The following is a 22,387-nucleotide window of genomic DNA, read 5'->3' as shown; positions in this document are numbered from 1 at the left end:
GTAACTGGTAGCTGAGTTCCATCTGTATTAACTCTCAACTACTTTAAGAAATCTTCACTTTGTTGCATCATTTGTCACCTTCGCTATGATTTAGACGGTATTTGATAAATGCGTACCCTGCAATTGAACTAGGAATTCTATTTTTGGGGAACGAGCTTAGGCAATACCTGCTCAAGGATTCGTTTTTGACCATTAGGAGTCAGAGCAACTTCATCCTTTGCAACAGGTCGAATATCCTTACTTTTGATTAGCCTAGATATAGCAACATTAACGTTTTGAGGGTTCTGGCTGGTAGCATGTTCACGTAGTTCAGCCCGACTCAAACGATTATTGGCGGCATGATACAGCAGCAACAGAACTTCATCCGTTGCATAAATATCCCTTGCCAGAACTAGAGGTTTTCCGTCCAATTCATGAATTACTGAATGTTCTAATTGAACAATTTGGGCAATGGTTTCTGCAACAACCTTTCGATCTCGATTCCAAACTAGGCGGAGAAATTCTGCAAAAATCCATTTGCTTGCATGAAGCACTAGCATTGAATCCATATAGTTTGCGGTGTACTCGGTTGATATGTGAACAGCACCGCGATCAGAGCGAAATCCATATACAACCTTAATCACTTTAGCCAAATGATAACGATCCTTCGAGCCAAGTTGATGAGGAATATTTTTGTTCAATAAATCCTCACGAACCTTACCAGGCAATTTTCGATGATCAATCTTTCCGGTATCCATTTGAAGCAAGCAACGCTGCTGGATAGCAAAGGCCGAGGGTTAAATATCCAATGGAAAAGCGTGCATATCGCTCATCGGCTCTTAAAGGCAGGTTGGGGGTTGAAGTTGGGTTCAAGACAAGATCAGCGACGGGAGATTTGTGGAGAACTAGAGCTTGTGGAAGTGAAAGTTCGATTTTTTCCTGAAGTTATGGAATTTATCCAAGAGGGCGAGAAGCGACATCCTAAGCAAAACATTGAACTGGGCCCGAAGGGAAAAGATGGCAAACCTACTTACGTAGATTACATTGTTAAATTACCTAAGCGATCGCTGGAGGAGTTTTGTCGCTGGGTGTACCGCTTCATGGGCAATGCTCAGTTCATCTCTCCTCAATATCTAGCTGAACAACACCAGAAATTTGCTCGTGCATTAATAGATCGGTATTCTTCCAAAGCCACATAAATCAGGAAGATCCACCGCCCAACTTCAACAGAAACTAATCTAACCCGGAGTACCGGGTTAGTGGTAAATAGTTTACGCTCAATCTTCATGCCGTAACTGCCATACAGCACCGAAAGCGGCCCCAGCCCCAGCTAACAATCCGGTACTCATTCCTTGGATAGTTTTTTGGATCGGATCTTGGATTAAACACTCACTTGTAACCTTACTGTCTTCCAGGCAGAGACTACTTTCTGCCCAACCGGCAGTACCTCCTAAAATTACACCAGTTATACTACAGCAAACAACTAGCAGCAAAAGACGTTGGGTTTTTCTAACCATAGATAGATGTGTCAAAAATTAGATATAGTGATTGACTCTCAATTACTTTACACATACTTGCTAGCAAATGTCAGCTGGTTTGAAGATAACTTGCTGATATCAAAACTTAGACAACGATTAAAAAATCTGATTAGGCATTGCATTTAAAAAAAATAACCTCTGGGGAAGGGATATCACCAGAAGTTTTTAATAAAGACATTGGAATAGAATAGGTAAATATTATAAAAATAAATTTATCTTTTTGCCAATACTGGTTTCTCATTCTCAAAAACAGGTCAAAGTTAATTTTATTTGTAATTAAGAATACAAATTGGACTTATCAATCGCATAGTTCATATTTTACCTCTTTTGAGGCACTAATACAGGCAGTTGACGGCCACTTGCTACGGATTTGGCATGTTGTCCAACAGTCAAAACATTAAACTGACTGGATATAATTTCCAAACTTTTGTTGACTATTGCCAGCTTTTTGTAGGTGGGAAGGCTCATTCCAGGGAAGAATGATAGCTCTGGCACGTCCTCTTGACTTACAAAGTCTGTAGGATGGAATAGCAAAGAAGGCTGGACATGCATAAGTTTACATAGCCACAGGGCAATTCGCAAGTAGAGTAACGCCACTTCCGACGAAAAGGTACTCAGATACATTATGTAACTGAAGTGAATTGGCACCTTGAAAATTGGCATGGTGGTAACAGGAATTTCAGTGAGTCTATCCTTACCCATCTTCCACTGGTAAGGTTTCAGAGGCTGCAAACCATCTTTGAAACCGCCAAACAGGGCTTCACGTTTCTTGCGTTCTTCCTTGCTCAGTTTACAAGTCATCAAATAATATGCTCGGGCGATGGGCCCCAAAAATGTGGGAAAAGTCGAAGCATCATATTCGTATCCCCGTCGTGCTAAGACTTTCAATACCGCAGGAGAAAAACTGTATCCAGGCCCCCGGAAGCCGATAGGATGTTGATGAGTGACGCGCTTGATATGTTGTTCGGCCAAGGCCACCTCTTTTTCAATCTCATCCTCTGAATACAGATGTAGCCAAGGATCATGGTAGAATGAATGATTGCCAATTTCGTGACCTGCGATCGCGATCGCTTTTAATGCCTTGGTGTTTTTTTCCAGCGCTGCATCCTGACCCACAATGAATACTGTGATTGTCAAATCCCATTGCTGAAAAATATCTAAGAAACGAGGCACTGCAATATCTAAGTAAGAGGGGAAAGTCTCCCAACCCGGAGCGCCCTGATTTTTTAGAAAAGACCAAACATTATCCAAGTCTAAAGAAAGACTGGCTATTGGTTTGTTTCCTTGTCGCTTGATTTTCATTATTAGTTCAAGTATTTGGGCAATTTTAAGCGTAAATAGAATGTTAGGTTTGGGCTTTATCAATCAAGTTTGTACTTCAACTCAGCGCTGCTTTTAGCGAAAATCTCAAGCCAGAAGGTTTGCGGCTCATCCGATCATTTTCAAAATTAAGAGTGATTTTAAGAGCTGCATTCTGTAGGCGTACCTCGTTGTAAACATCGCCTAGATTGAACACTAGGAAGTGTCCCATATTTATCTTCAAATTCTGCTTGTCTAAAAGATATTCCCGGTGAATTAGATAATGGGTTTTCAGCGCTCCTTTAATTTCGACTTAATTAGCCCGTCGGACAACTTTTTACCCTGATATTTAATTGCTGGTCATCAATATATTATAACCAAGACACATTTAAAATATTATAACCAAGACACATTTAAACGTATCACTAAGTTTTAACGATGCGCTAGATGATATAGAAGTAATTGATGATTTGGATGCTCAATTTATGTCATCACTTCCTATAAAAAGCGATTATACAAAAAATTTTCTGCACATCCTAGATATTGATTTGCTGCTTTTGGGTAAAACACATTGCAATTCCTTTTTCGTAATAAGCTGCCTCATTAATAAAAATCGGCCAAACGGTAGATGCACCCTCATAAAAAATTGTTTTATCATCAAATGTTATAAAAATTGGCTCTCCTGGGTTTAAGGCTTGATAATCCTTATCCTGAAGCTCTGGATGAATCATCCCAAAGATAGTGCCATCCTCTTGTTTTGGATAGTCCACAACTGATAAATGGTCATAGAGAATCAACGTTTCCTTACTTGATGAAATTCCCCCCTGATTAAACCGTTCTAGATAGTTTAGAATCGCATAAACAAGTTCCTCTGTTTGTTGGAACAGCGTCGCTTTTAAGAGTCCTTGGGCAATAGGGCCAACCTCGATCGCAAAGCCTAATTCGCACAGAGAATTTACAAATGGGTTTTCTTGAATTGATTTAAAAGAGCAGCGATAAACCCTAACTAAAGGATTAATCTGGCTCAGATAAGCAGCCAATTTCAAGTTAAAGGGATGACTGTTTACCAAAATAATTGTCAGACCCATATTAGCTGTACTGCTGTGCAAGTCTAAGATAAAATCTGCTTGTTGATCCCTGTTTGATACTAGGGTATCCTGGATTGATTTAGCTTGCAATTCTTCGTAACTGCTCAGAGTCGGATCTTGTAAATCTTGTTTGAGAAAACAGCGATTTAAATCCTTTTCTACATATCGCCTCCCCGCCGCAAAAGCGTTAGGATTTGCTAACAGAGTGACTGTCTCAAAACTTTGTCTAGTAATCAAGTCAGGAAACTGGGCGAATTTTTGGATTAAGTATGCCCCTGTAAACTCATTGCCATGAGTTCCACCGACAATTGCAACTCGATTAATCTGGTTCACGATTACACCAACTCTAGAATGCAGCCATCGAGGTATCAGTTCTCAATGTAACTTATGAAGCATTCACTTTGCCGATGCGATCGCGCCCAGATGGTTGATAAAGATAAGACATATCAGGCCCATCGGGAATTATCCCGCCCGGATTGAGTGGGAATAGGTTCCCGTAGTAGTCCCGCTTCACACTCTCTACATCGCAGGTGTCAGCTACACCTGGAAGCTGATATAAATCGCGTAAGTAAGCTCCCAAGTTCTGATAGTCTCGAATTCGCTGCCTATTGCACTTAAACAACCCGTAATAGGCACTATCAAACCTAAATAACGTCGTGAATAAACGGACATCTGCAAGCGTGAGATCGTCCCCACACAGATATCGACTAGTCTGTAATGCAATGTCAATCTCATCAAGAGTTGCGAACAGTTCATTACAGGATTGATTGTATGCTTGTTGGCTCTGAGCAAAGCCGCAGCGATACACACCGTTATTTACCGCGTGGTAAATCTTCTCATTCCACCAGTCAATCTTTTCTTTTAGTGCTTCTGGGTAAAGATCCAGCGTCGGATTGTTGGCGAACTCGTTAAACTCAGAGTTCAGCATCACGATAATCTCTGAACTCTCATTGTTGACGATGGTTTTTGTTTGGTTATCCCATAATATTGGAACTGTAGAGCGTCCACTGTAACCAGGTTCTGCCAGTTGATAAAATTCAGCCAGTGTGCGACAACCTTCTTCTTCTGAGTTGAATATCCAACCGCCTTCAATGGGAGAAGGAGAGACGATACATACTGATATTACCGCTTCGAGTTTTTTGAGCGATCGCACAACTAGGGTTCGGTGCGCCCAAGGACAGCCCAGCCCAACATAAAGTTTGTAGCGCCCTGCTGCTGGTGGGTGTGGATTTCCTTCTTCTGTGCCAATGAACTTCCGAAACTGGCTATTAGGACGAATATAAGCTCCCGACTGATTGCTAGGAGCAAGCTTTGACATCATGATCTGCCACATAGTCGTCCAGACAAACTTTCCCAGCCAGATGAGCAGCTTAGGAGGGAGTGTCCTGCCCTTTTTCTTGGGAAGATTTTTCTGGTCATCCATTGGAGTTGAGTTGCTCATGGCGACAATTTTGTTTCCGGAGCGATACACCTTACCACTGTATCTACTAAGTAGGTTTCGATTTTTATAACTTATTCTGAGTTTTACTATTTTACTTTACTACGCTTTGCCTGTGCTTTGTATCATGCTCATGGCCGAAAATCTCTTAGCTTTGAGCTTAATCGTCTCAAATTGGCGAGCGCACCTTATAGCGAGCGATCGCGATCCTCTTAATTCTATTGACTATGTATTCAGTATTGTATTATACTTGTAATTAAAATTTAAGCTAATCATTTTTCTTTTAATAAAAAATAAACCTAAAAATATTTTGATTTTCATCCTCAAAAAAACCAATCTCTTGTGGGGTAGGCATCTTGTCCGCCCTAGTTGTGCAAATTAAATGTGCGACACCTGAATATTTAATTTAGTCACAAATCGAAAGTCAAAAACACAATTTTTTAGCCATTAATGCCCAATACCTAGCCCTGAAAGGTATATGCGTCATATTTAAAAACATGGTTTATCCTTTCCGATAAAATACAGTACAAGGCTTAATTAGATACTAGACAGTAGGGAAAATTGACAGCGTAATTACTAATGATCAAACGGTATTTACCTGATCTTGTTATAAAAAACATCACATCTTAATATTAGACAAGCCTAAAAAAGTATAAATATAATTTTAGGAATAAGTTACTGAAACAAAAAACAAAAAGATAAAAATTACGTAGGAATAATTGTAAATAAAGTGACTCAAACTCATAACCACCCTAACCTTCTAGAGGAAACGGATTTAGGAACTTTCATCGCTCAAGCGACTACCACAGATAAATGGCAAGTATTGTCGTACAGTGCTCCAATCCTACCTATACATGCCGCTCTACTTCGTACTGGTAAAGTATTCTTTTTCTGCGGTTCAGGTAATGATCCCAGTCAGTTAAATACTCCGTATGACAGTGTGGTTTGGGATGTGAGTAAAGGAACCTTCACCCGTCAAAAACCCCCATTGGATACTAATAATGAACCTATTGACCTTTTTTGCGCTGGTCACTCTTTTCGCCCCGATGGTAGGTTATTAGTTGCGGGTGGAACTTTGCGCTATGACCCATTTTATGGTTCACCCTCTGCTCTGATATTTGATCCTATTGGGGAGAAATGGGTCAAGATACTACCAATGAACAATGGCCGGTGGTATCCTACTCTGTTGACACTAGGTAGCGGTCGGATCTTTGCAATCTCTGGGCCGGATAAAGATGGCAACCTCAACAGACAACCAGAAATTTATTCTGCTTTCTTTCCAAATGGTTGGAACGCTTTTCCAACAACTCGTTTCTACCCGCCATACTTAAATCTGTTTCTACTCGAAAGTGGAAAAATTTTTTATTCAGGTGCTCAGATGGGCGGCAACTATGGAGTTGCGCCAACTATACTAACCTTGCCGGAGACATTTACGGAATCCATTAGAGAAAAAGTAGTGCCAGGGCTACAAGACCCAGATTTTGGAAATCAAGGTACCAGTGTGCTTTTACCACCTGCACAAGACCAAAAAGTGATGATTATTGGTGGAGGTAGTGCTACTACGGCAACAAACAGGGTAAATATTGTAGATTTAAAAGCTACTAACCCAACTTACGTAGCAGCAAAGCCTCTAAACTATGCTCGGATGCATCACAGCGCAGTTTTGTTACCCGATCGCACAGTGTTTGTTTGCAATGGTAGCAAAATGAATGAGGACACAACACTATCAATGCTGCCAGCAGAAATCTACAATCCAGCTACAAATACCTGGACAGTAGTAGCTAAACAAAATGTCCCCCGCGTATATCACTCAGTGGCCTTGCTCCTACCAGATGGTAGCGTAGTCACAGCTGGGGGTAACCCTAAACGGAAGGCCAATGAACTGCGATTAGAAATCTACAGTCCTGCATATATGTCGCGATCGCGCCCAATTATTCAGAGCGCTCCTCAAGAATTGAACTACGGACGGCAATTTACAATTCTGACACCCCAAGCTGCGAATATTAAATGGGTTAGTCTGATTAGACCAATGGCAACCACTCATTCCTGCGATACAGAACAAAGGTTACTGGATGTGCCGATTAATTTTAGGAACGCTACTTCTCTCAATGTCACGCTAACAAGCAATCGAAACATAGCAGTACCAGGCTGGTACATGCTTTTTATTAGTGACTACAATGGAACACCCTCAGTAGCAACCTGGATGCGAATATCATAGCCTCACCCGTTTATGTTCACACTGCTACTTATTGAAGGAGGCAGTTTTTGCTGGAGGAGCAAATAATGCCTTTATTCAAAGAGAGGATGATTTCACAGCCCTGAACTCTCGCAAAGAGCGGGAAGCTAACGCAACAGTAGGGGTCTTAAACCATGCATCCTGATTGGTCACGGCAGTTCTTAGCGATCGCCAAAGATGATCGATAAGAACTACCTTCCTCGATAAAAGTCATTAATTCAAGGAGTGGAAATATGAGTTACAAGGTTTCACGTCGGCAGTTTGGCCAGTTAGTACTTGGTGCAACTATAGTATCTGGGCTTAGTTATCTAAGCAGCAAAACTTTGGCGCAAACACCAAGTTTCAAAATTATAGGTATAGATTCTGGCTCTATTATCAACGCTGACCAAACGGCTGTTCCAGAGGTAAATACCACTGAATTAGATAGCGCTGCCCCAAACTTTCTACCCACAGATATTAAGCCTGTAGGGCTAGGACTTGTTTTAGGATCCTTTGTTTTGCAATCTTTAAATACAGGAAAGGTTCAGCTTCTAAGTCCACTAGTTACTCAGATACTTGCCGAGCGCGGTACATCTTTAGTACAGTCTAACGAGACATTGAGTAGCTTCGCTGTTTTAAGCGATGGCACACTTGCCAAGGTCGGTACAGCTTTAGGAAAGGTTGATAATATATTGAGTAACCTCCCTTTGTTAGGGAATGACGCATCTTCAAGCAATGACACAGTTGCCAATCAGGTTACACCTTTAGTAGAGACTAATGAGACATTGAGTGGCTTCACTTCTTTAAGCGATGGCACACTTGTTGTAGCCGCTACTCCTGTTAGTACTGGTAGGAAAGAGGCGACATCGACTCGCATTACATTTTTGAGTACGCCTATAAGAACTTTGATAATCTCAGGACTTAAACAGAATCAACAGCTTGGGAGTTTGCTAGGCACTAATGATGGCCGACTCATCGGTTTAGTAGGTAAAAAGAACGGTACACCACCGATCACATTGGTAGATATTAACGTTCAAACAGGAGAGATCAGTTTTATTAGTAAGATTAAATTCCCGAAGGATGAGCGGGTCAGCAATCTAGCTCAGTGCCCAGATGGAAAACTCTATACCTCTTTAGTTGGATTAAATGGCGATACAACTTTGGTGCAGCTAGATTCAAATCAAAAAAGCCCGATCAGACTGGCACAATTGAAACTTAATGGTCAAGTATGGAATAATGGCTTACAAAGCTTGGTTTGCTCTGGAACAGGCCAACTCCTAGCATTTGGAGCGCTAAGGTATGAAACACCTAATGGTGTGTATAGCATAGATAAGAACAGTGGAAACATGACTCGCCTACAAGACTTTGACGCTGCCCAGATTACGCTTGCTCGTGGGTAGAAGAGATTGAGCCGATATCTATAGAACTTATACATGGTACATAAGTACTACATGCAATTTGGGTATTTCAGCCATGTTTAGCACGCAGCGATGTCTACGACGGGCTATGAGGCTCGAACGCAAGACCGTGCCGTAGGCAAGACTTGCTAACGCAACTCTTGGAGACGCACTCGCGTTCGCTATCGGCGTCGCAAAGAAAGCGAGTAAATCAGAGTTATGTGAAGCGTCTGAAACCACCAAATATCATAACTCACATTATGGTTAATTTGTATAGTGCATAAGTCCTAGCAAAAAAATGCCAAGCCCTCATCTTACCTTGAGGGCTTTTTATTGGCATTGATTGCTACACCTCATTATTAAGAATATTTTGAGTATTTTAATTGATTGACAAAAGGCGCTTTATTCTAACTCTTTACAGATGCATCTTTCTCATCTTTGCTACTCCCCACTGCCCTTTCCCTAAGAAATGCATCAAATGTAAACCTATCCGGTAGCGAAGTTTGTGCGCCTGGTTTTGTCGTAGCTAAAGCACCGGCTGCTGCACCCCAAACAACTGCCTGGTGTAAAGAAAGTCCTTCAAAAAGTGCCGCCGTCAAGCCGCCATTAAAAGCATCGCCAGCAGCTACTGTGTCAACTGTATGAACTGGAAACGCGGGTACAAAAAACTTTTCCTTAGCAGTGGCACAAAAAACACCTTTAGCACCCAGTTTAACGATCGCACATTTCACACCCCGTTGTAATAAAACTCCAGCTGCTTTAGCTGCAAGTTCTTCTCCATCCACAGAAAAACCTACTAACTGCGCTGCTTCAACTTCATTCGGTGTAATAATGTCCACTAACGGGTAAAGTTCATCTGGAAAATCAGATTGTGCGGGTGCAGGGTCGAGAATTACGGTTATTTTAGTTTTTCTTGCGGCTTTAGCTGCTGCAACCACAGCATTAATCGGAATTTCTAATTGTAAAAGTAGTGCTGTCGCTTCTGGTAATAAATGAGACAATCGTTCTACATCTTCTTGATTGACACGCCCATTTGCACCAGGAATTACAATAATTTGATTTTCACCAGCATGATTTACAGCGATGATGGCGACTCCAGAACTAACAGTCTCATCCACAAAAATATTGTCAATCTGCACACCAGATGCTTGTAAATTGTTGACAAGTTCCACACCAAAACCGTCTGCACCTACACGCCCCACCATTTGGGTAGGAATTCCCAATTGTGCTAATGCTACAGCTTGATTAGCTCCTTTGCCTCCCGAAACTTTAAAAAATTCTTCTCCTAGCAACGTTTCTCCGGCGACAGGCAAGCGGGGTGCTGTTGCTACCAAGTCTATATTTATGCTGCCGAAGACGATAATGCTCATTTTTGTTGATCTTTAAAGTCATTTAGGCTAATACTACAGCAAGCGATCGCAACTGTTGTTTTGGCAATGATATTTGCGATCCCATTTTTTGATTTTGACGCGAATATTATTTGGTATGAAACTAAAAAAACAATCTTGTTACTCAGTTAAATTTAAATCACTCTGAGCATTTAAATTTCTCTGAACCTGATTTGGAAGAAAAGCGGGTTTCTTAACGCTTCTATATTACCCTGAACAAATTACTAACGCTGAACTTGCTGAATCAGAGTTTGTGTTTGTTGATAAGCTTGGGTATCACCTTTTTTAAGAAATAATCTTGCAGCTGACTGAAGGTCTGTGATCGCACTCTTACTATCTCCTAAAGCATATTTTGCCAGTCCTCGATTGCCGTAGGCATCAGCTAGGCTGGGATTGATTTGTAGTGCTTGGTTAAAGTTTGCGATTGCTTGTTGATGATTTCCCTGTCTAAAATGGGCTAGTCCTAGATTGTAATAACCATCTTGTGAGGTTGGATCAATTTTTACTGTCTGATTAAAGTCGACAATGGCTTTCTGAAAATCTCCTAGTTCTACATAAGAGATTCCCCGACCATTATAAGCATCTGTATGGTTGGGATTTAAACGCAGCGCTAGGTTAAAGTCAGTGATTGCTGCACTGAAGTCTTTTAATTGAGATTTAGCCAAACCTCGAAGGCAAAAACCCTCATAAAATCGTGGATTCAGCCGCACTACAGAATCAAAATCTGCGATCGCTCCTTTGAAGTTGCCTTGCTCAAGCTTTTGCACCCCTTGGTTATAGTAATCTTGAAAGTTCGCCGCTTTCAGAGGTATTTGTGCTTCTTGTGCATAAACAGCAGGCATTACACTCAGTACACTTGTTATTCCCAAGAGGGCTATTGTTCGCTTGATATGGTTCATGGCTTTACCCCTTTATAACTTGCAGCACGACGTTGGATTGCCACGGAATCTGTTCAATCTGTTCCTTCACTCTAACAATTGGGGATTGAGGAGTGTGAAAAACTTTTTATAAGAACAGACTTAGATATCTTAAAATTAATAAACAAGAATCGTTTTTTTTCGTTTTAAATTTGTAGCTTACTAAAACGTGAGGTTATACTGCACTTGAGTAATTTATGACACGCCGTCACTATAGTAATCCACCAATAGAAGAGGCGGTCTGTGAGTTTCGCTTTGCTCCTGGACAAGCATGGAATTTTACAGTGCCAGGCTTGTTTTATGAAAAAGCAAGAGATTTATACACAGGTGAGCCAAGTGAGCAAAACTCAATAGCAACGGAATTTAAATTTTCGCAGATGCAGGCTGTAAACCCTGAAGTTACGGTAACACAAGACTCGCCCAAGTTTTTGTTTCCTTCCGCCGATGGCACAAAATTAGTAGGCGTTGGGCCCAATCTACTGAGCATCCATAGCCTTCGTCCTTATGAAGGCTGGGATGAATTTAGTAAGAGAATCGAGCAGGCACTTCAATTGTATTTAGAAGTTGCTAAACCTGTTGGCTTAACCCGTATTTCTCTTCGCTACATAAATCGAATAGTTATTTCATCTCCCGAAGAGGCAATTGACCTTAGTGATTATGTCAATATATATCCTCAGTTACCGGATAGCGTTCCAAGTCACATCTCAGGATTTGTGACGCAAACTGAATTAATTTATGAAGATATTCCAGCTAGACTAGCAATAACCTTATCGGATTCCGAACCGCAACCTGGAGAAGTTGTATTTATACTTGATTTGGACATTTCTCAAGCCTGGGTAGAAAAGCCTCTATCTTTTGAGGAAGTGGCTTCTAATTTACATGAATTAAAGAGTAGAGAAGGACAAGTCTTTGAGAGTTTGATTACCGATCGCACAAGGGAGTTATTCGATGTCAAGTAAAGCCGCCTATTACACAAAGGACGAACGTCGCAATTCAGAGACAACAGCGCTATCTCAGATACGCGGCAAATTAACCCTACTTCCGCTTTCTCAATCAGCAGAAGGCTTACAAAGTGCATCAGATGGGCAAAACTCCAATCTTGTTATTCTTGCGACAGACAGAACATCAACCGTGGGGAGTTGGAAATATCGGTCTAAGATAGCTGCTTCTTCAGTTCAAAGGGTCAAAGCTATCTCTGAGCAATCTGATAATTATGCAGTCCTGGAACTTTCAAGCTGGAGCTATTCACCAGCTCACAAAACTCACAGAAGAATTGCTGAACTAGGATCTGACAATGAAACTTATAAATACGCCATAGAATGGTTGAAGCAACTACACATGGTTGTTGCTGCTAACCAAATGTGGTGGGGTGAACCATTGGTAAATCTGAGCTTTGACTCAGAAATAGTTTTTGAGTGGTGGCACGAAACCAAAAAGTTAACTGTTTATATTCTGGGAAATACCGCAGAATACATCAAAGTTTGGGGAACTGACATTGACAATGAAATGGAAGATGGCACGTCTTCATCACCTGCTGAACTTACGGCTCTCTGGAAATGGCTAGTTTCATAGAGGTTTGCAGTGAGCGATGTGGTTACAGATGATGAGCTATTGTATCGGTGCATTTTCCGTGGATTAGACAAATATTACCGCATTGGCGAGTTTGGATTAGAACTTAGCTCACAAGCGTTTACAGATAGAAATCAAGCTCCTTCTGTTGACAGAGCAAAGCTTTGTGGTTATGACCCACAATGCACACAGAAAAACCAAGATGATGGTGTTGTGAGTCTAATTACTGGCGAAGTTCGGATGATAAATATTTCTCAAAACGATCAAAAAGGCAACCCACTTTTTGATTACAAAATTGATGTCTGTCCAAAGCCAACAGATGACAATCCATCTCACGCACAAATTGAGCCATCTCCTAATTACACGACCAAGGCAACTTTTAGAAAAGTTGCAGAAAAGCTGGCACGGCTTGCAACTGAGAGAATCAAGAAACAGGATTGGGAGATTAAGCCACAGGAATTACGAACTTAGGCGATGACATATCACCTCGGCGTGCATAAATACGGTAATTAAAAACTGTATCACTTTCAAAGAAGCATAATGCCTTAGGATAAAAATGTTGTGGACGATAGGTCATTTCTAATGAGTAGCATTTGAGTAGCGCGATTGCAATGCCTGACCAGGCCAATTCTATAAGTGCGATCACTAAAAATTCATCTTAACTGGGAACTTGGAACAGTCATCCCAAAAGAGTTTGTAATAGCAACCAAACATTTAAACCTACGATAACAATAGCAGCTAACCAGGCTAAAGATTTTAACCACAAGGGATTCACAAACTCACCCATCAAGCGGCGATTACTTGTAAATATCACCAATGGAATCACTGCAAAGGGTAACTGTAAGCTGAGGATAACTTGACTGAAAACTATGAGTTGGCTTGTACTCTTTTCACCAAAAAGAATGATTGTAATTAAAGCTGGAATAATGGCAATTAAACGGGTTATTAAACGGCGTAACCAAGACGGAAAGCGAAATTGCAAAAAGCCTTCCATAACAATTTGTCCTGCTAAAGTTGCAGTTAGCGTTGAACTTTGCCCAGAAGCAAGTAAGGCAATGCCAAAAATAGCACTAGCAGCACTAACGCCTAATAATGGTGAAAGTAATTTATAAGCATCTTGAATTTCTGCCACATTCTGATTACCAGAAAAATGAAATGTTGCGGCAGACACAATTAAAATTGCTGAGTTTATAAACAGTGCTAATGACAAAGCAAAAGTTGAATCAATTGTGCCAAATCTAATTGCTTCCCATCTTTTTTCAGTATTAGGTTGCCAATTACGGGTTTGCACAATCGAGGAGTGTAAATATAAGTTGTGAGGCATCACTGTTGCCCCTAAAATGCCGATAGCAATGTATAGCATTTCTGAATTCTGTAAAATTTCTTTTTTGGGCAAATATCCCAACAAAATACCCCCCATATCAGGGTGGGAGAAAAGAATTTCTGCTGTAAAACAGATGCCTACTGTTGCTACCAGCATTATTACTAGGGCTTCTGTATAGCGAAAACCTTTATGTTGCAGGAATAACAATACCAGAACATCCAGTGCTGTGATGCAAACACCCCACACTAAAGGAATACCGAATAAAAGTTGCAGTGCGATCGCACTTCCCAATAGTTCTGCTAAGTCACAAGCGGCGATCGCAATCTCACACAGTACCCACAAACAAAAGCTTACCCTTCGGCTGAAATAGTCCCGACAAGCCTGCGCCAAATCTCGCCCCGTAGCAACTCCCAAACGTACACATAGTGATTGGAGTAATATCGCCATCAGGTTCGACAGCAGGATTACTGTTAACAGAGTATAACCGAACTTTGACCCACCAGCGATGTCTGTTGCCCAATTTCCAGGGTCTATGTATCCGACTGAAACCAGATACCCTGGGCCTGTATAAGCCAGCATCTTGCGCCAAAAGCTGCTGTTCGGGACTTTAACACTACGGTGAACCTCTGGTAAGCTAGGTCTGTTTTCTGGGGGAGTCATTTACTTTACCGTTAAATATTATCATATTGTTTTCATAATGTCAGAAAATGTAGAATAAACATCAACTATTTTGCTCTCTTGATGGCAAAATATTGTCAGTCATTTAATTCCATCAATTCTTTTGTTTTCAAATCAGTTGCGACAGGTTGAGAACATCCTTCAATCTCAGGAGAGATAGAGCAAATCGCATCTGTGGTTGTTTCAAAACAATTTGATAACCCAATTGTTTTTAACAATCCTGAACGTTCTAGTAGTTGTTTAACTTCGGATTGTAAACCTGTGAGAATTAAGCGGCAATTGTGCCGTTCCATGTCGTGGTAAATATCCTCTAAGACTACTAACCCAGTTGTGTCCATATTTGGCACAAACCGCAACCGGAGAATTAAATACTTCACTTCCGGTTCATGGCGGAGGAAGGTAGCAAAACGTTCAGCAGCAGCAAAAAATAGAGGGCCATCTACCCGATAAACAGCAATTTCCTTACCTAATTCCAGAGGAGTACCAGGGGGAAATACTTCGGTTTCAGGTATTTTGACTAGGCTCAATTCACTCATCCGTTTGATGAATAAGACTGCGGCTGCAATCAATCCCACTTCTACAGCCAGAACTAAGTCAAACAAGATTGTCACTAGCCAGGTGAGAATCATCACAGCAAAGTCGGAGTAGGTAGCACGCATTAATAAACCAATGGCTTTCCATTCAATCATCCGCACGCTAACCACCATCAAAATGCCAGCAAGTGCTGCTAAAGGAATCTGTGCTGCTAGGGGTGCTAAAGTTAAAATAAAAATGGCTAAGGCAACGCCGTGAATTACCCCAGATAGTCGGGTTTTAGCGCCAGAACGGACATTGATTACAGTCCGAGCGATCGCACCTGTTGCGGGGATGCCACCAAAAAATGGCACAATAATATTTGCCAATCCTTGACCAATTAATTCGCGATCGCTATTGTGTTTTTCGCTCACCGTCATCCCATCAGCCACCACCGCCGACAGCAACGATTCAATACTTCCCAGTGCTGCTAAAGCCAAAGCGGGATTAATCAGTTCCCGAATCACACTAAAATCATTCCAGTGAGGAATACCTTGGGGCATCGGTAAAGATTGCGGAATGCTGCCAATTGTGGCTACATGCAGATGGAAATAAGCAGCGATCGCTGTTGCCAATACCAACCCCATTAAAGAACCTGGGATTGTAGAATTAATTTTGGGCCACAAAACCGTGGTTGCAATCACTACCATTGCTAACCCAACAGCAGCCCAGTTTAAAGCTTCTACATGACTTAGACTTTGCCAAACTCCTGGCAGAAAATGTTCACTACGCGGTAGTTGTAAACCAAAGAAATTATTTAATTGACCACAAAATATAATCACGGCAATACCATTAGTAAAGCCTGCCGTCACTGGATAGGGAATAAACTTCACTAGCTGTCCAAGTTTGGCAACCCCCAAGGCAATCTGGATAATCCCAGCCATCACCCCAGCAATCCAAACTTTTTCAATGCCATACTTGGCGACAATCCCCAGCAAAACTACAGCCATTGCACCTGTTGGCCCTGTAATTTGGACTGAGGAACCACCAAAAATTGCCGCTACAATTCCTGCCACAATAGCCGTGTAAAGTCCAGCTTTTGGTTCTACTCCACTTGCCACCGCAAAAGCTAAAGCTAAAGGCAAGGCTACCACTGCTGCTGTCAATCCTCCTGTCAAATCCCCACGCAGTCCACTAAAGAAGCGACCCAGACGCTGTGGTTCTTGAAGGATATCAGATATTGCCATATTCCGTTTCAACTCTCATAGACAATTTGTTGATACACAGATAGATGTCATATGATATCCGGGCAATTAAGCATAATACCCGGAACCTCAAAGAGCCTGAGGGGAAAAGCCCTTTCATTATAGATATCTCTGAAAAAAGTCAAAATTATATTGTTATTAATTTGTATCGTGCAGTCTTGAAAAATCTGCTCATTTGGGTTTCAGATGAAGCTACCTTGGCGGTGGATAATCAGACAGAAGCAGCAATCTGGCGATCGCTCGAACAGATTACAGTAGATAGAACTACAATTGCGTTCGCCCATCTTCAGACTCACGACTCAGAACTTTGTTCCGTGGTAATATCAGTTGCACGAAACCGTAAAAAGCCGTGGCTACTGTATTAAAATCTCATCGGGCATCAAGAAGGCGTAAACATTCAACGCATCCTCTCCAGCGCTTGCTTGAGTATGGACACCAGTATCGTAAACAAATTTGGCTGGCGACTACTTATTCTACTCTCAATAAATTTTTTGACTTAGCACCACCCGGCTTAATTGGCGTCGCGGTGGATGTGGTAGTCAAGCAGCAGGATTCGATCATTGCACAATTAGGGGTACGCGATGTCTTTCAACAATTTTTGATTATTTCCTTCCTGACTGTGATCATTTGGATACTAGAATCTGTTTTTGAGTACGCCTACGCTCGACTTTGGCGGAATTTGGCTCAAAATATTCAGCATGACTTGCGTTTGGATGCATACAAACATTTGCAAGAGTTGGAATTGGCTTATTTTGAAGAACGCAGCACTGGCGGCTTAATGTCTATCCTCAGTGATGATATTAACCAATTAGAGCGGTTTTTGGATGGGGGAGCGAATGATATTATCCAAGTTTCCGCAACTGTTTTAATTATTGGCGCTGCTTTCTTTATTTTGGCTCCAAGTGTAGCGTGGATGGCTTTGTCACCGATGCCATTTATCCTCTGGGGTTCCTTTGCTTATCAACGACTACTTGCTCCTCGTTACGCCGATGTGCGAGAAAAGGTAGGTTTCCTAAATTCGCGTTTATCAAACAATATTAGCGGAATTACTACTATTAAAAGTTTCACTGCTGAAGCTTATGAAGCTTATCGTCTGGAATTAGATAGTGAAGCTTATCGCCGTAGTAACTCTAAAGCAATTACCCTTTCTGCTGCTTTTGTGCCTTTAATTCGGATGCTAATTTTGGTGGGTTTCACGGCATTACTTTTATATGGCGGGATGGCAGCAGTTTCTGGAACAATGTCTGTAGGTACTTACAGCGTATTAGTGTTTTTAATCCAGCGATTGCTGTGGCCTTTAACAAGATTAGGCGAAACATTTGACCAATATCAAAGGGCAATGGCTTCTACTAATCGAGTCATGAATTTGTTAGATACTCCTATCGCTATTCATACAGGTGATGTGGCCTTACCTGTGAATGAAGTGCGCGGTGAAGTGCAATTTAAAAATGTTTATTTTGCCTATAAAGATAGATTTCCAGTTATTAAAAATCTGTCTTTGGATATTCCGGCGGGGAAAACCATTGCAATTGTCGGTTCAACTGGTTCTGGTAAAAGCACTTTAGTTAAACTTTTGTTGCGGTTATACGAAGTGCAAACAGGAAGCATTACTGTCGATGGCATTGATTTGCAAAGTTTGAATTTAAAAGATTTACGGCGCTGTATTGGTTTGGTGAGTCAAGATGTCTTTCTATTTCATGGCACTGTAGCGGAGAATATTGCTTATGGTAGCTTTGAGACTACAGAGCAAGAAATTATCACGGCGGCGAAGATAGCCGAGGCGCACGAATTTATTATTGAATTGCCCGAAGGTTATGAGACAATTGTGGGGGAAAGAGGACAAAAGTTATCTGGTGGACAAAGACAACGGATTGCGATCGCCCGTGCAGTCTTGAAGAATCCCCCGATTCTGATTTTAGATGAGGCTACCTCGGCGGTGGATAATGAGACAGAAGCAGCAATCCAGCGATCGCTCGAACGGATTACAGTAGATAGAACTACAATTGCGATCGCTCATCGTCTTTCCACCATCCGCAATGCCGATTGCATTTATGTCATGGAACATGGGAAATTAGTAGAGTCGGGAACCCATGAGCAATTGCTGGAGAAAGATGGGATTTATTCTAGTCTCTGGCGTGTACAGTCAGGTTTGAGATAACTTTCGCGCAAAGTTTTGTGTCTTCATTACGAATTATTTATGTTTTTTGGTAATAGTCAACCAGAATCAGGTGATACTAAGTGGCGTCGCCAGTTGGATAAGTTTGTCAAAGCAAATCAGCAGGAATTGGCGGCGCTGTTTTGGGGATTGTGGTTAGCAAATGGTGAGAGTCAGGGTACTGTTGGTATTGATTTGCAACCAACACCGCATTTTGTTTATTGTCCAAAAGAGCAAATAGAGAATTTAAATAATAAGGTTGATAATCGGCTTCAGGAAATTTTGGGAATTGTTGAGAATCACAAGCCGGAAATGGAAGTTGTGATGATTGGGATTGGGAAGGGGGAAATTAAGTTAATTCAGTTTGCACCGGAACCAGCGCCACCGATTTGTTTTGAGCAAGCTGGTAAGGATGTGGATGGGTTATTGGATGTGCTGGAAGAGAGGATGAGGGAGGAGATTGTTTTTTAACGCAAAGGGACTCTAAGGGAAGCGCACAGGAACGCGGAGGAAGAGAAAGATTCTGCGCTTATTGTTTAGTTTATTGCTTTGTAGAAGTCTTGGTAAGTTAGATTTTCGGCACAATGCCAGATAATGTTAAATACAGCCTCGTAGCGATAAGAACTGTTTTTGTAGAACTGTTTACTCAGATAACCTTTTAGGCTTATGACTACTTGTGGTAAATGTTCGCTTTGGAGTATTTTTGTTAAACTATCAGCTATATCCAAAAGACAGGATTCATAGGGTAGACGAATAGTGGCGTCATTGCAGCAGTTTTTCTTGTCATCATCTTGTTGAAAGATTTGAATAAATCGGAGCAGAGTAGGGATAACTTCGTTAAGCTTCTCTTTAACCAATTTGTTTTCTGGATCAAGTTGTTCTAAATCTTGAACTGCATCCGTCAAGATTGATTCATGTTGATAGGGATTGCTTTGCTGTATTTGGCATAAAGTAATGATCGCCTTTGGATTGACAGGATCAATTTTCACTAAGTTTTCGGCTGCATACAAGCGTCTACATTCATCTTTAGTGGTTTCAAGTATCTGAAATAATGTGCTAAGTGCCACTTTATTACCTGAATCAATTTTTTCTAAACTCCCAGCTGCATCGCATAATAGGTAATCATCTTTAGTGGAAGCGATTAACTCAATTAAAGTTACAATTGCAGTTTCATTACCAGCACCAAAACGCCCTAAGTCCTTCACTGCTAAGTTGAGGTAAGAATGATCCTGAGCAGTCCTAATCAGCTCAACTAGAGCATTAATTGCAAGTAGATTACTAGGGTCGATTTGCGCTAAAATCCTAGCTGCTCTGTCCGCGATATACTGGGCATCATCTGGATGTTTTGGGGATTGTCCCAGATTTTTAACTAGCTCGAATAGAACATTAATTGCAATTTGATTCTTAAAGTCTACTTGTAGGAGACTTTTAGCTGCTTGCAAACGTTCGTTATCAGACTGAGAGGTTTCAAGTGTTTTTGATAGAGTAGCGATCGCACTTTCATCACCAACTGCTAATTCCCTAGGATTTTGATTTATCTGGCAGAATGTTTGTTTATTTTCAACAACCGATGTTAACAGTGTCAAGGCTGCGATCGCACTTTTATTACCCGGATCGAGTTTTCCTAACTTCTCGGCTGCAACTCGGAGAATTGAACGACTTTCAGTAGTATGAACCAAATGCACAAAAGCCGCAATAACCCGTTTTCTGTCGGTTAATTCCAGCGTTTTTCTGGCTGTCTTCACCAATGGTTTTGGTAGTATCTGCCAATCTCGCTTATCGTGCCGAAAATAGGCATAACTCCATTTGAGTAGTTGTTCTACAATTGCATCTCCCAAACTACATTCTGGGAACTGGGATAAAGCCTCAGCCGCCAAAAAGTAGGCGCGATACCGATAAAAATCGCCGCAGCTGTCATCAAAATCTATTAAAGCTTGGATAAAATCTTCTTTTTGCTGCTTATCCACATCCTTTTGGCTAAACCAATGGAGAATATCTGCTTTCCACTCCGGCTCAAAGATGCGGTAAGTGCCTTGATTTAAATTGCTGCGATCATGGTTAAAGAAATATTGCCAATCATGCATTGCCTCCTACCCACTTCGAGATGTGGGACGAAAGGGACTTAAATAGAATCTTGCTACATCAGTTGGCTTGCGGTCAAGTCTACACGCGATGAGGAACTGTAAAGTTTTCCTTCTTATGATTCAAAAAAAGCAGCAGGCGAAATGTTAAAAAACAGCAGTTATTCCTGGAAAGTCATGGGTTGCTCCCACGCTTCGCTAACATTAACACCAATGCACTTGCTTTAAAATCTCAAATTCAAAATTGGTATTACTTACGCACTTGGCCGCTAAATCCAGCTGCTTTAAACTGCTTCAGTTTCAACGGAGTAGGCTGATTCGCGGGTACAGAAATTCTCAATTCAAAATCGCTAATCCCTGGTGGTACCTCAGCAATAGAACCTAAGCGAGTCCGGTTTTGCATTACTGAGTCATTGTTAGCATCATAGATGCGTCCAAAAATATCTGCGTCGTAGACTGTTTTATAAGTGCCATTTTCTGCCTTGCCAATGACAAGAAAACAATTAGCAGCCGTGCTACCACTACTTGTAACAGCCCCTTGTGCTAGTTCTGGTGGACAATCTTTATAAGAAACATCAAATAATCTAATCTGTGTTAATGCTACAGCAGGGGGAATGCTCACCCACGATAGAAAGGTGATGAGACAGGAAATAAAAACGACCGTGAGTGAGCGCAAGCGCATAAAAGACTCCGTGGCTTAATCTAACAATATGTAACTTCTAACCTCAGCTTACCTGAATTTAACTACAAGGAATTGAAGACTTTAATTTAACCTTTGTAATAATTAGGGAAATAAACCCTCAATTGCTATTAACTTATATGACTCCAGATGAGATTGAAGCATCTATGCTCGCAGCCTTTAATGATTGTGATGCAGCAAGCTGTCCTCTCACTGACACGCAGAAAGAGATATTACTACAAGTCGTCGAGCAAATTCAGGGAAATTCTACCTTTAGAGCATCAGCTATTGCTAATCCTTTAGACGAACTTACCCCAGAGGAGTTAGAAGCATTTTTACAATTTGTTAAGGATGAAGAACAACGCAACCGCACTTGGAAAGTGCAATTACTCAACGACTGGCTACTAGAAAATGACTCTGGAACAGTACAATTTATTCGGCAACGCTATGGTTTACAGTGGCTCAATCGTGTTGAGTCATATCATTTTGATAAATATTCTTATTTTGAGGATGCACTAAAGCTAAGAATAGGCGATCGCATTGAAGTTTCCAATGCACTATGGGAATGGGTGCAAGAAGATGGGCCTTGCAAGCGCGAATGGTTTCCCTGTATGGTGATTAAGGTCGAGGAAATTAGCAACGGTGATGATACCTCTACTAACTGCGTTGTCCGCTTCTTCAACGGCGCTGAGTATGAAATTCAAGGAATCTACGAATGGAATCGCTATAACTGGCGCTGGTCGCAGAAATAGTGAGGAATGAGAAGTTAGGAGTGCTGAGTAAATCTCATTGAGTCTTTGATACTCGTGAATGAGTCTTTGAACTCCATTAATGAGTCTTTGAACTCCATTAATGAGTCTTTGA

Annotated in this window: 21 protein-coding genes; 10 read left to right on the top strand and 11 right to left on the bottom strand. The window is 41.3% G+C overall.

The features are described from left to right. Window positions 1-137: 137 nt before the first annotated feature. On the bottom strand, window positions 138-737 hold the full coding sequence (locus ACFFAP_RS05840) for a hypothetical protein (RefSeq protein WP_375510339.1): 600 nt from the start codon (window positions 735-737) through the stop codon (window positions 138-140). Between ACFFAP_RS05840 and ACFFAP_RS05835 the strand changes: the two genes are divergently transcribed. After that, window positions 714-1,178: a WYL domain-containing protein gene (locus ACFFAP_RS05835; RefSeq protein WP_375510338.1), complete on the top strand. Its 465-nt coding sequence runs from the start codon at window positions 714-716 to the stop codon at window positions 1,176-1,178. The two genes, ACFFAP_RS05840 and ACFFAP_RS05835, sit on opposite strands and share 24 nt — an antisense overlap. Before the next feature lie 78 nt (window positions 1,179-1,256). Here ACFFAP_RS05835 and ACFFAP_RS05830 read toward each other — a convergent pair whose 3' ends face one another. The 4 genes from ACFFAP_RS05830 to ACFFAP_RS05815 form a co-directional block, all read right to left on the bottom strand. Beyond that, window positions 1,257-1,496, bottom strand: a complete 240-nt coding sequence (locus ACFFAP_RS05830; RefSeq protein ID WP_375510337.1) for a hypothetical protein — start codon at window positions 1,494-1,496, stop codon at window positions 1,257-1,259. Window positions 1,497-1,835: 339 nt separating this feature from the next. Then, window positions 1,836-2,819: a polysaccharide deacetylase family protein gene (locus tag ACFFAP_RS05825; RefSeq protein WP_375510336.1), complete on the bottom strand. Its 984-nt coding sequence runs from the start codon at window positions 2,817-2,819 to the stop codon at window positions 1,836-1,838. Window positions 2,820-3,352: 533 nt separating this feature from the next. Next, complete coding sequence (locus tag ACFFAP_RS05820) at window positions 3,353-4,237, bottom strand: aspartoacylase (protein WP_375510335.1); 885 nt, start codon at window positions 4,235-4,237, stop codon at window positions 3,353-3,355. A 52-nt stretch (window positions 4,238-4,289) separates the two neighbouring features. Then, window positions 4,290-5,345 carry a glutathione S-transferase family protein gene (locus ACFFAP_RS05815; RefSeq protein WP_375510334.1) on the bottom strand — a complete coding sequence of 352 codons (1,056 nt, stop codon included), beginning with the start codon at window positions 5,343-5,345 and terminating at the stop codon, window positions 4,290-4,292. A 727-nt stretch (window positions 5,346-6,072) separates the two neighbouring features. Here ACFFAP_RS05815 and ACFFAP_RS05810 point away from each other — a divergent pair. Continuing rightward, window positions 6,073-7,560 (top strand): galactose oxidase-like domain-containing protein, encoded by a 1,488-nt coding sequence (locus ACFFAP_RS05810; RefSeq protein WP_375510333.1) that lies wholly within the window; start codon window positions 6,073-6,075, stop codon window positions 7,558-7,560. Window positions 7,561-7,811: 251 nt separating this feature from the next. Then, on the top strand, window positions 7,812-8,957 hold the full coding sequence (locus ACFFAP_RS05805; RefSeq protein WP_375510332.1) for a hypothetical protein: 1,146 nt from the start codon (window positions 7,812-7,814) through the stop codon (window positions 8,955-8,957). Window positions 8,958-9,361: 404 nt separating this feature from the next. Here ACFFAP_RS05805 and rbsK read toward each other — a convergent pair whose 3' ends face one another. Both rbsK and ACFFAP_RS05795 read right to left on the bottom strand, forming a co-directional pair. Continuing rightward, complete coding sequence (rbsK, locus tag ACFFAP_RS05800; protein WP_375510331.1) at window positions 9,362-10,324, bottom strand: ribokinase; 963 nt, start codon at window positions 10,322-10,324, stop codon at window positions 9,362-9,364. 242 nt (window positions 10,325-10,566) lie between these two features. Beyond that, on the bottom strand, window positions 10,567-11,241 hold the full coding sequence (locus tag ACFFAP_RS05795; protein WP_375510330.1) for a tetratricopeptide repeat protein: 675 nt from the start codon (window positions 11,239-11,241) through the stop codon (window positions 10,567-10,569). A gap of 215 nt (window positions 11,242-11,456) precedes the next feature. Between ACFFAP_RS05795 and ACFFAP_RS05790 the strand changes: the two genes are divergently transcribed. Genes ACFFAP_RS05790 through ACFFAP_RS05780 form a run of 3 tightly spaced genes read left to right on the top strand, consistent with a single transcriptional unit; the run spans window position 11,457 to window position 13,299 of the window. Next, window positions 11,457-12,218: a TIGR04255 family protein gene (locus tag ACFFAP_RS05790; protein WP_375510329.1), complete on the top strand. Its 762-nt coding sequence runs from the start codon at window positions 11,457-11,459 to the stop codon at window positions 12,216-12,218. After that, window positions 12,208-12,831 carry a hypothetical protein gene (locus ACFFAP_RS05785; protein WP_375510328.1) on the top strand — a complete coding sequence of 208 codons (624 nt, stop codon included), beginning with the start codon at window positions 12,208-12,210 and terminating at the stop codon, window positions 12,829-12,831. Before ACFFAP_RS05790 ends, ACFFAP_RS05785 begins: the two co-directional genes overlap by 11 nt. 9 nt (window positions 12,832-12,840) lie before the next feature. After that, entirely contained in the window at window positions 12,841-13,299 is a 459-nt protein-coding gene (locus ACFFAP_RS05780; protein ID WP_375510327.1) for a hypothetical protein, read from the top strand. A 208-nt stretch (window positions 13,300-13,507) separates the two neighbouring features. On the opposite strand, the gene ACFFAP_RS05775 is transcribed toward ACFFAP_RS05780, so the two are convergent. Then, complete coding sequence (locus tag ACFFAP_RS05775) at window positions 13,508-14,812, bottom strand: Nramp family divalent metal transporter (RefSeq protein ID WP_375510326.1); 1,305 nt, start codon at window positions 14,810-14,812, stop codon at window positions 13,508-13,510. Window positions 14,813-14,907: 95 nt separating this feature from the next. After that, window positions 14,908-16,590 (bottom strand): SulP family inorganic anion transporter, encoded by a 1,683-nt coding sequence (locus ACFFAP_RS05770; protein WP_375510325.1) that lies wholly within the window; start codon window positions 16,588-16,590, stop codon window positions 14,908-14,910. Window positions 16,591-16,634: 44 nt separating this feature from the next. Between ACFFAP_RS05770 and ACFFAP_RS05765 the strand changes: the two genes are divergently transcribed. Genes ACFFAP_RS05765 through ACFFAP_RS05755 form a run of 3 tightly spaced genes read left to right on the top strand, consistent with a single transcriptional unit; the run spans window position 16,635 to window position 19,234 of the window. Then, window positions 16,635-16,973 (top strand): hypothetical protein, encoded by a 339-nt coding sequence (locus ACFFAP_RS05765; RefSeq protein ID WP_375510324.1) that lies wholly within the window; start codon window positions 16,635-16,637, stop codon window positions 16,971-16,973. Next, window positions 16,958-18,766, top strand: coding sequence for an ABC transporter ATP-binding protein (locus ACFFAP_RS05760; RefSeq protein WP_375510323.1), 1,809 nt, complete (start codon window positions 16,958-16,960; stop codon window positions 18,764-18,766). The genes ACFFAP_RS05765 and ACFFAP_RS05760 overlap by 16 nt, the downstream gene beginning before the upstream one ends. A 39-nt stretch (window positions 18,767-18,805) precedes the next feature. Beyond that, window positions 18,806-19,234 (top strand): hypothetical protein, encoded by a 429-nt coding sequence (locus tag ACFFAP_RS05755; protein WP_375510322.1) that lies wholly within the window; start codon window positions 18,806-18,808, stop codon window positions 19,232-19,234. A 65-nt stretch (window positions 19,235-19,299) separates the two neighbouring features. On the opposite strand, the gene ACFFAP_RS05750 is transcribed toward ACFFAP_RS05755, so the two are convergent. Together ACFFAP_RS05750 and ACFFAP_RS05745 are read right to left on the bottom strand one after the other, a co-directional pair. Then, window positions 19,300-20,847 (bottom strand): hypothetical protein, encoded by a 1,548-nt coding sequence (locus ACFFAP_RS05750; RefSeq protein WP_375510321.1) that lies wholly within the window; start codon window positions 20,845-20,847, stop codon window positions 19,300-19,302. 247 nt (window positions 20,848-21,094) lie between these two features. Continuing rightward, complete coding sequence (locus tag ACFFAP_RS05745; protein ID WP_375510320.1) at window positions 21,095-21,526, bottom strand: biotin carboxylase; 432 nt, start codon at window positions 21,524-21,526, stop codon at window positions 21,095-21,097. A 137-nt stretch (window positions 21,527-21,663) separates the two neighbouring features. On the opposite strand from ACFFAP_RS05745, the gene ACFFAP_RS05740 reads away from it, so the two are divergent. After that, window positions 21,664-22,275, top strand: coding sequence for a hypothetical protein (locus tag ACFFAP_RS05740; RefSeq protein ID WP_375510319.1), 612 nt, complete (start codon window positions 21,664-21,666; stop codon window positions 22,273-22,275). The last annotated feature ends 112 nt before the right edge of the window (window positions 22,276-22,387 follow it).

Source organism: uncultured Nostoc sp., assembly GCF_964245575.1.
Classification (GTDB): Bacteria; Cyanobacteriota; Cyanobacteriia; order Cyanobacteriales; family Nostocaceae; genus Nostoc.
Note: the sequence above shows the minus strand (reverse complement) of the source record. Positions and strands in the feature narration are given on the sequence as shown.

Excerpts from the sequence above, each read along its gene's own strand:
- ACFFAP_RS05835 (WP_375510338.1), top strand. The coding sequence starts at position 714 with ATGATCAATCTTTCCGGTATCCATTTGAAGCAAGCAACGCTGCTGGAT.
- ACFFAP_RS05840 (WP_375510339.1), bottom strand. The coding sequence starts at position 737 with ATGGATACCGGAAAGATTGATCATCGAAAATTGCCTGGTAAGGTTCGT.
- ACFFAP_RS05830 (WP_375510337.1), bottom strand. The coding sequence starts at position 1,496 with ATGGTTAGAAAAACCCAACGTCTTTTGCTGCTAGTTGTTTGCTGTAGT.
- ACFFAP_RS05825 (WP_375510336.1), bottom strand. The coding sequence starts at position 2,819 with ATGAAAATCAAGCGACAAGGAAACAAACCAATAGCCAGTCTTTCTTTA.
- ACFFAP_RS05815 (WP_375510334.1), bottom strand. The coding sequence starts at position 5,345 with ATGAGCAACTCAACTCCAATGGATGACCAGAAAAATCTTCCCAAGAAA.
- ACFFAP_RS05805 (WP_375510332.1), top strand. The coding sequence starts at position 7,812 with ATGAGTTACAAGGTTTCACGTCGGCAGTTTGGCCAGTTAGTACTTGGT.
- rbsK (WP_375510331.1), bottom strand. The coding sequence starts at position 10,324 with ATGAGCATTATCGTCTTCGGCAGCATAAATATAGACTTGGTAGCAACA.
- ACFFAP_RS05795 (WP_375510330.1), bottom strand. The coding sequence starts at position 11,241 with ATGAACCATATCAAGCGAACAATAGCCCTCTTGGGAATAACAAGTGTA.
- ACFFAP_RS05790 (WP_375510329.1), top strand. The coding sequence starts at position 11,457 with ATGACACGCCGTCACTATAGTAATCCACCAATAGAAGAGGCGGTCTGT.
- ACFFAP_RS05785 (WP_375510328.1), top strand. The coding sequence starts at position 12,208 with ATGTCAAGTAAAGCCGCCTATTACACAAAGGACGAACGTCGCAATTCA.
- ACFFAP_RS05775 (WP_375510326.1), bottom strand. The coding sequence starts at position 14,812 with ATGACTCCCCCAGAAAACAGACCTAGCTTACCAGAGGTTCACCGTAGT.
- ACFFAP_RS05770 (WP_375510325.1), bottom strand. The coding sequence starts at position 16,590 with ATGGCAATATCTGATATCCTTCAAGAACCACAGCGTCTGGGTCGCTTC.
- ACFFAP_RS05765 (WP_375510324.1), top strand. The coding sequence starts at position 16,635 with ATGTCATATGATATCCGGGCAATTAAGCATAATACCCGGAACCTCAAA.
- ACFFAP_RS05755 (WP_375510322.1), top strand. The coding sequence starts at position 18,806 with ATGTTTTTTGGTAATAGTCAACCAGAATCAGGTGATACTAAGTGGCGT.
- ACFFAP_RS05750 (WP_375510321.1), bottom strand. The coding sequence starts at position 20,847 with ATGCATGATTGGCAATATTTCTTTAACCATGATCGCAGCAATTTAAAT.
- ACFFAP_RS05745 (WP_375510320.1), bottom strand. The coding sequence starts at position 21,526 with ATGCGCTTGCGCTCACTCACGGTCGTTTTTATTTCCTGTCTCATCACC.
- ACFFAP_RS05740 (WP_375510319.1), top strand. The coding sequence starts at position 21,664 with ATGACTCCAGATGAGATTGAAGCATCTATGCTCGCAGCCTTTAATGAT.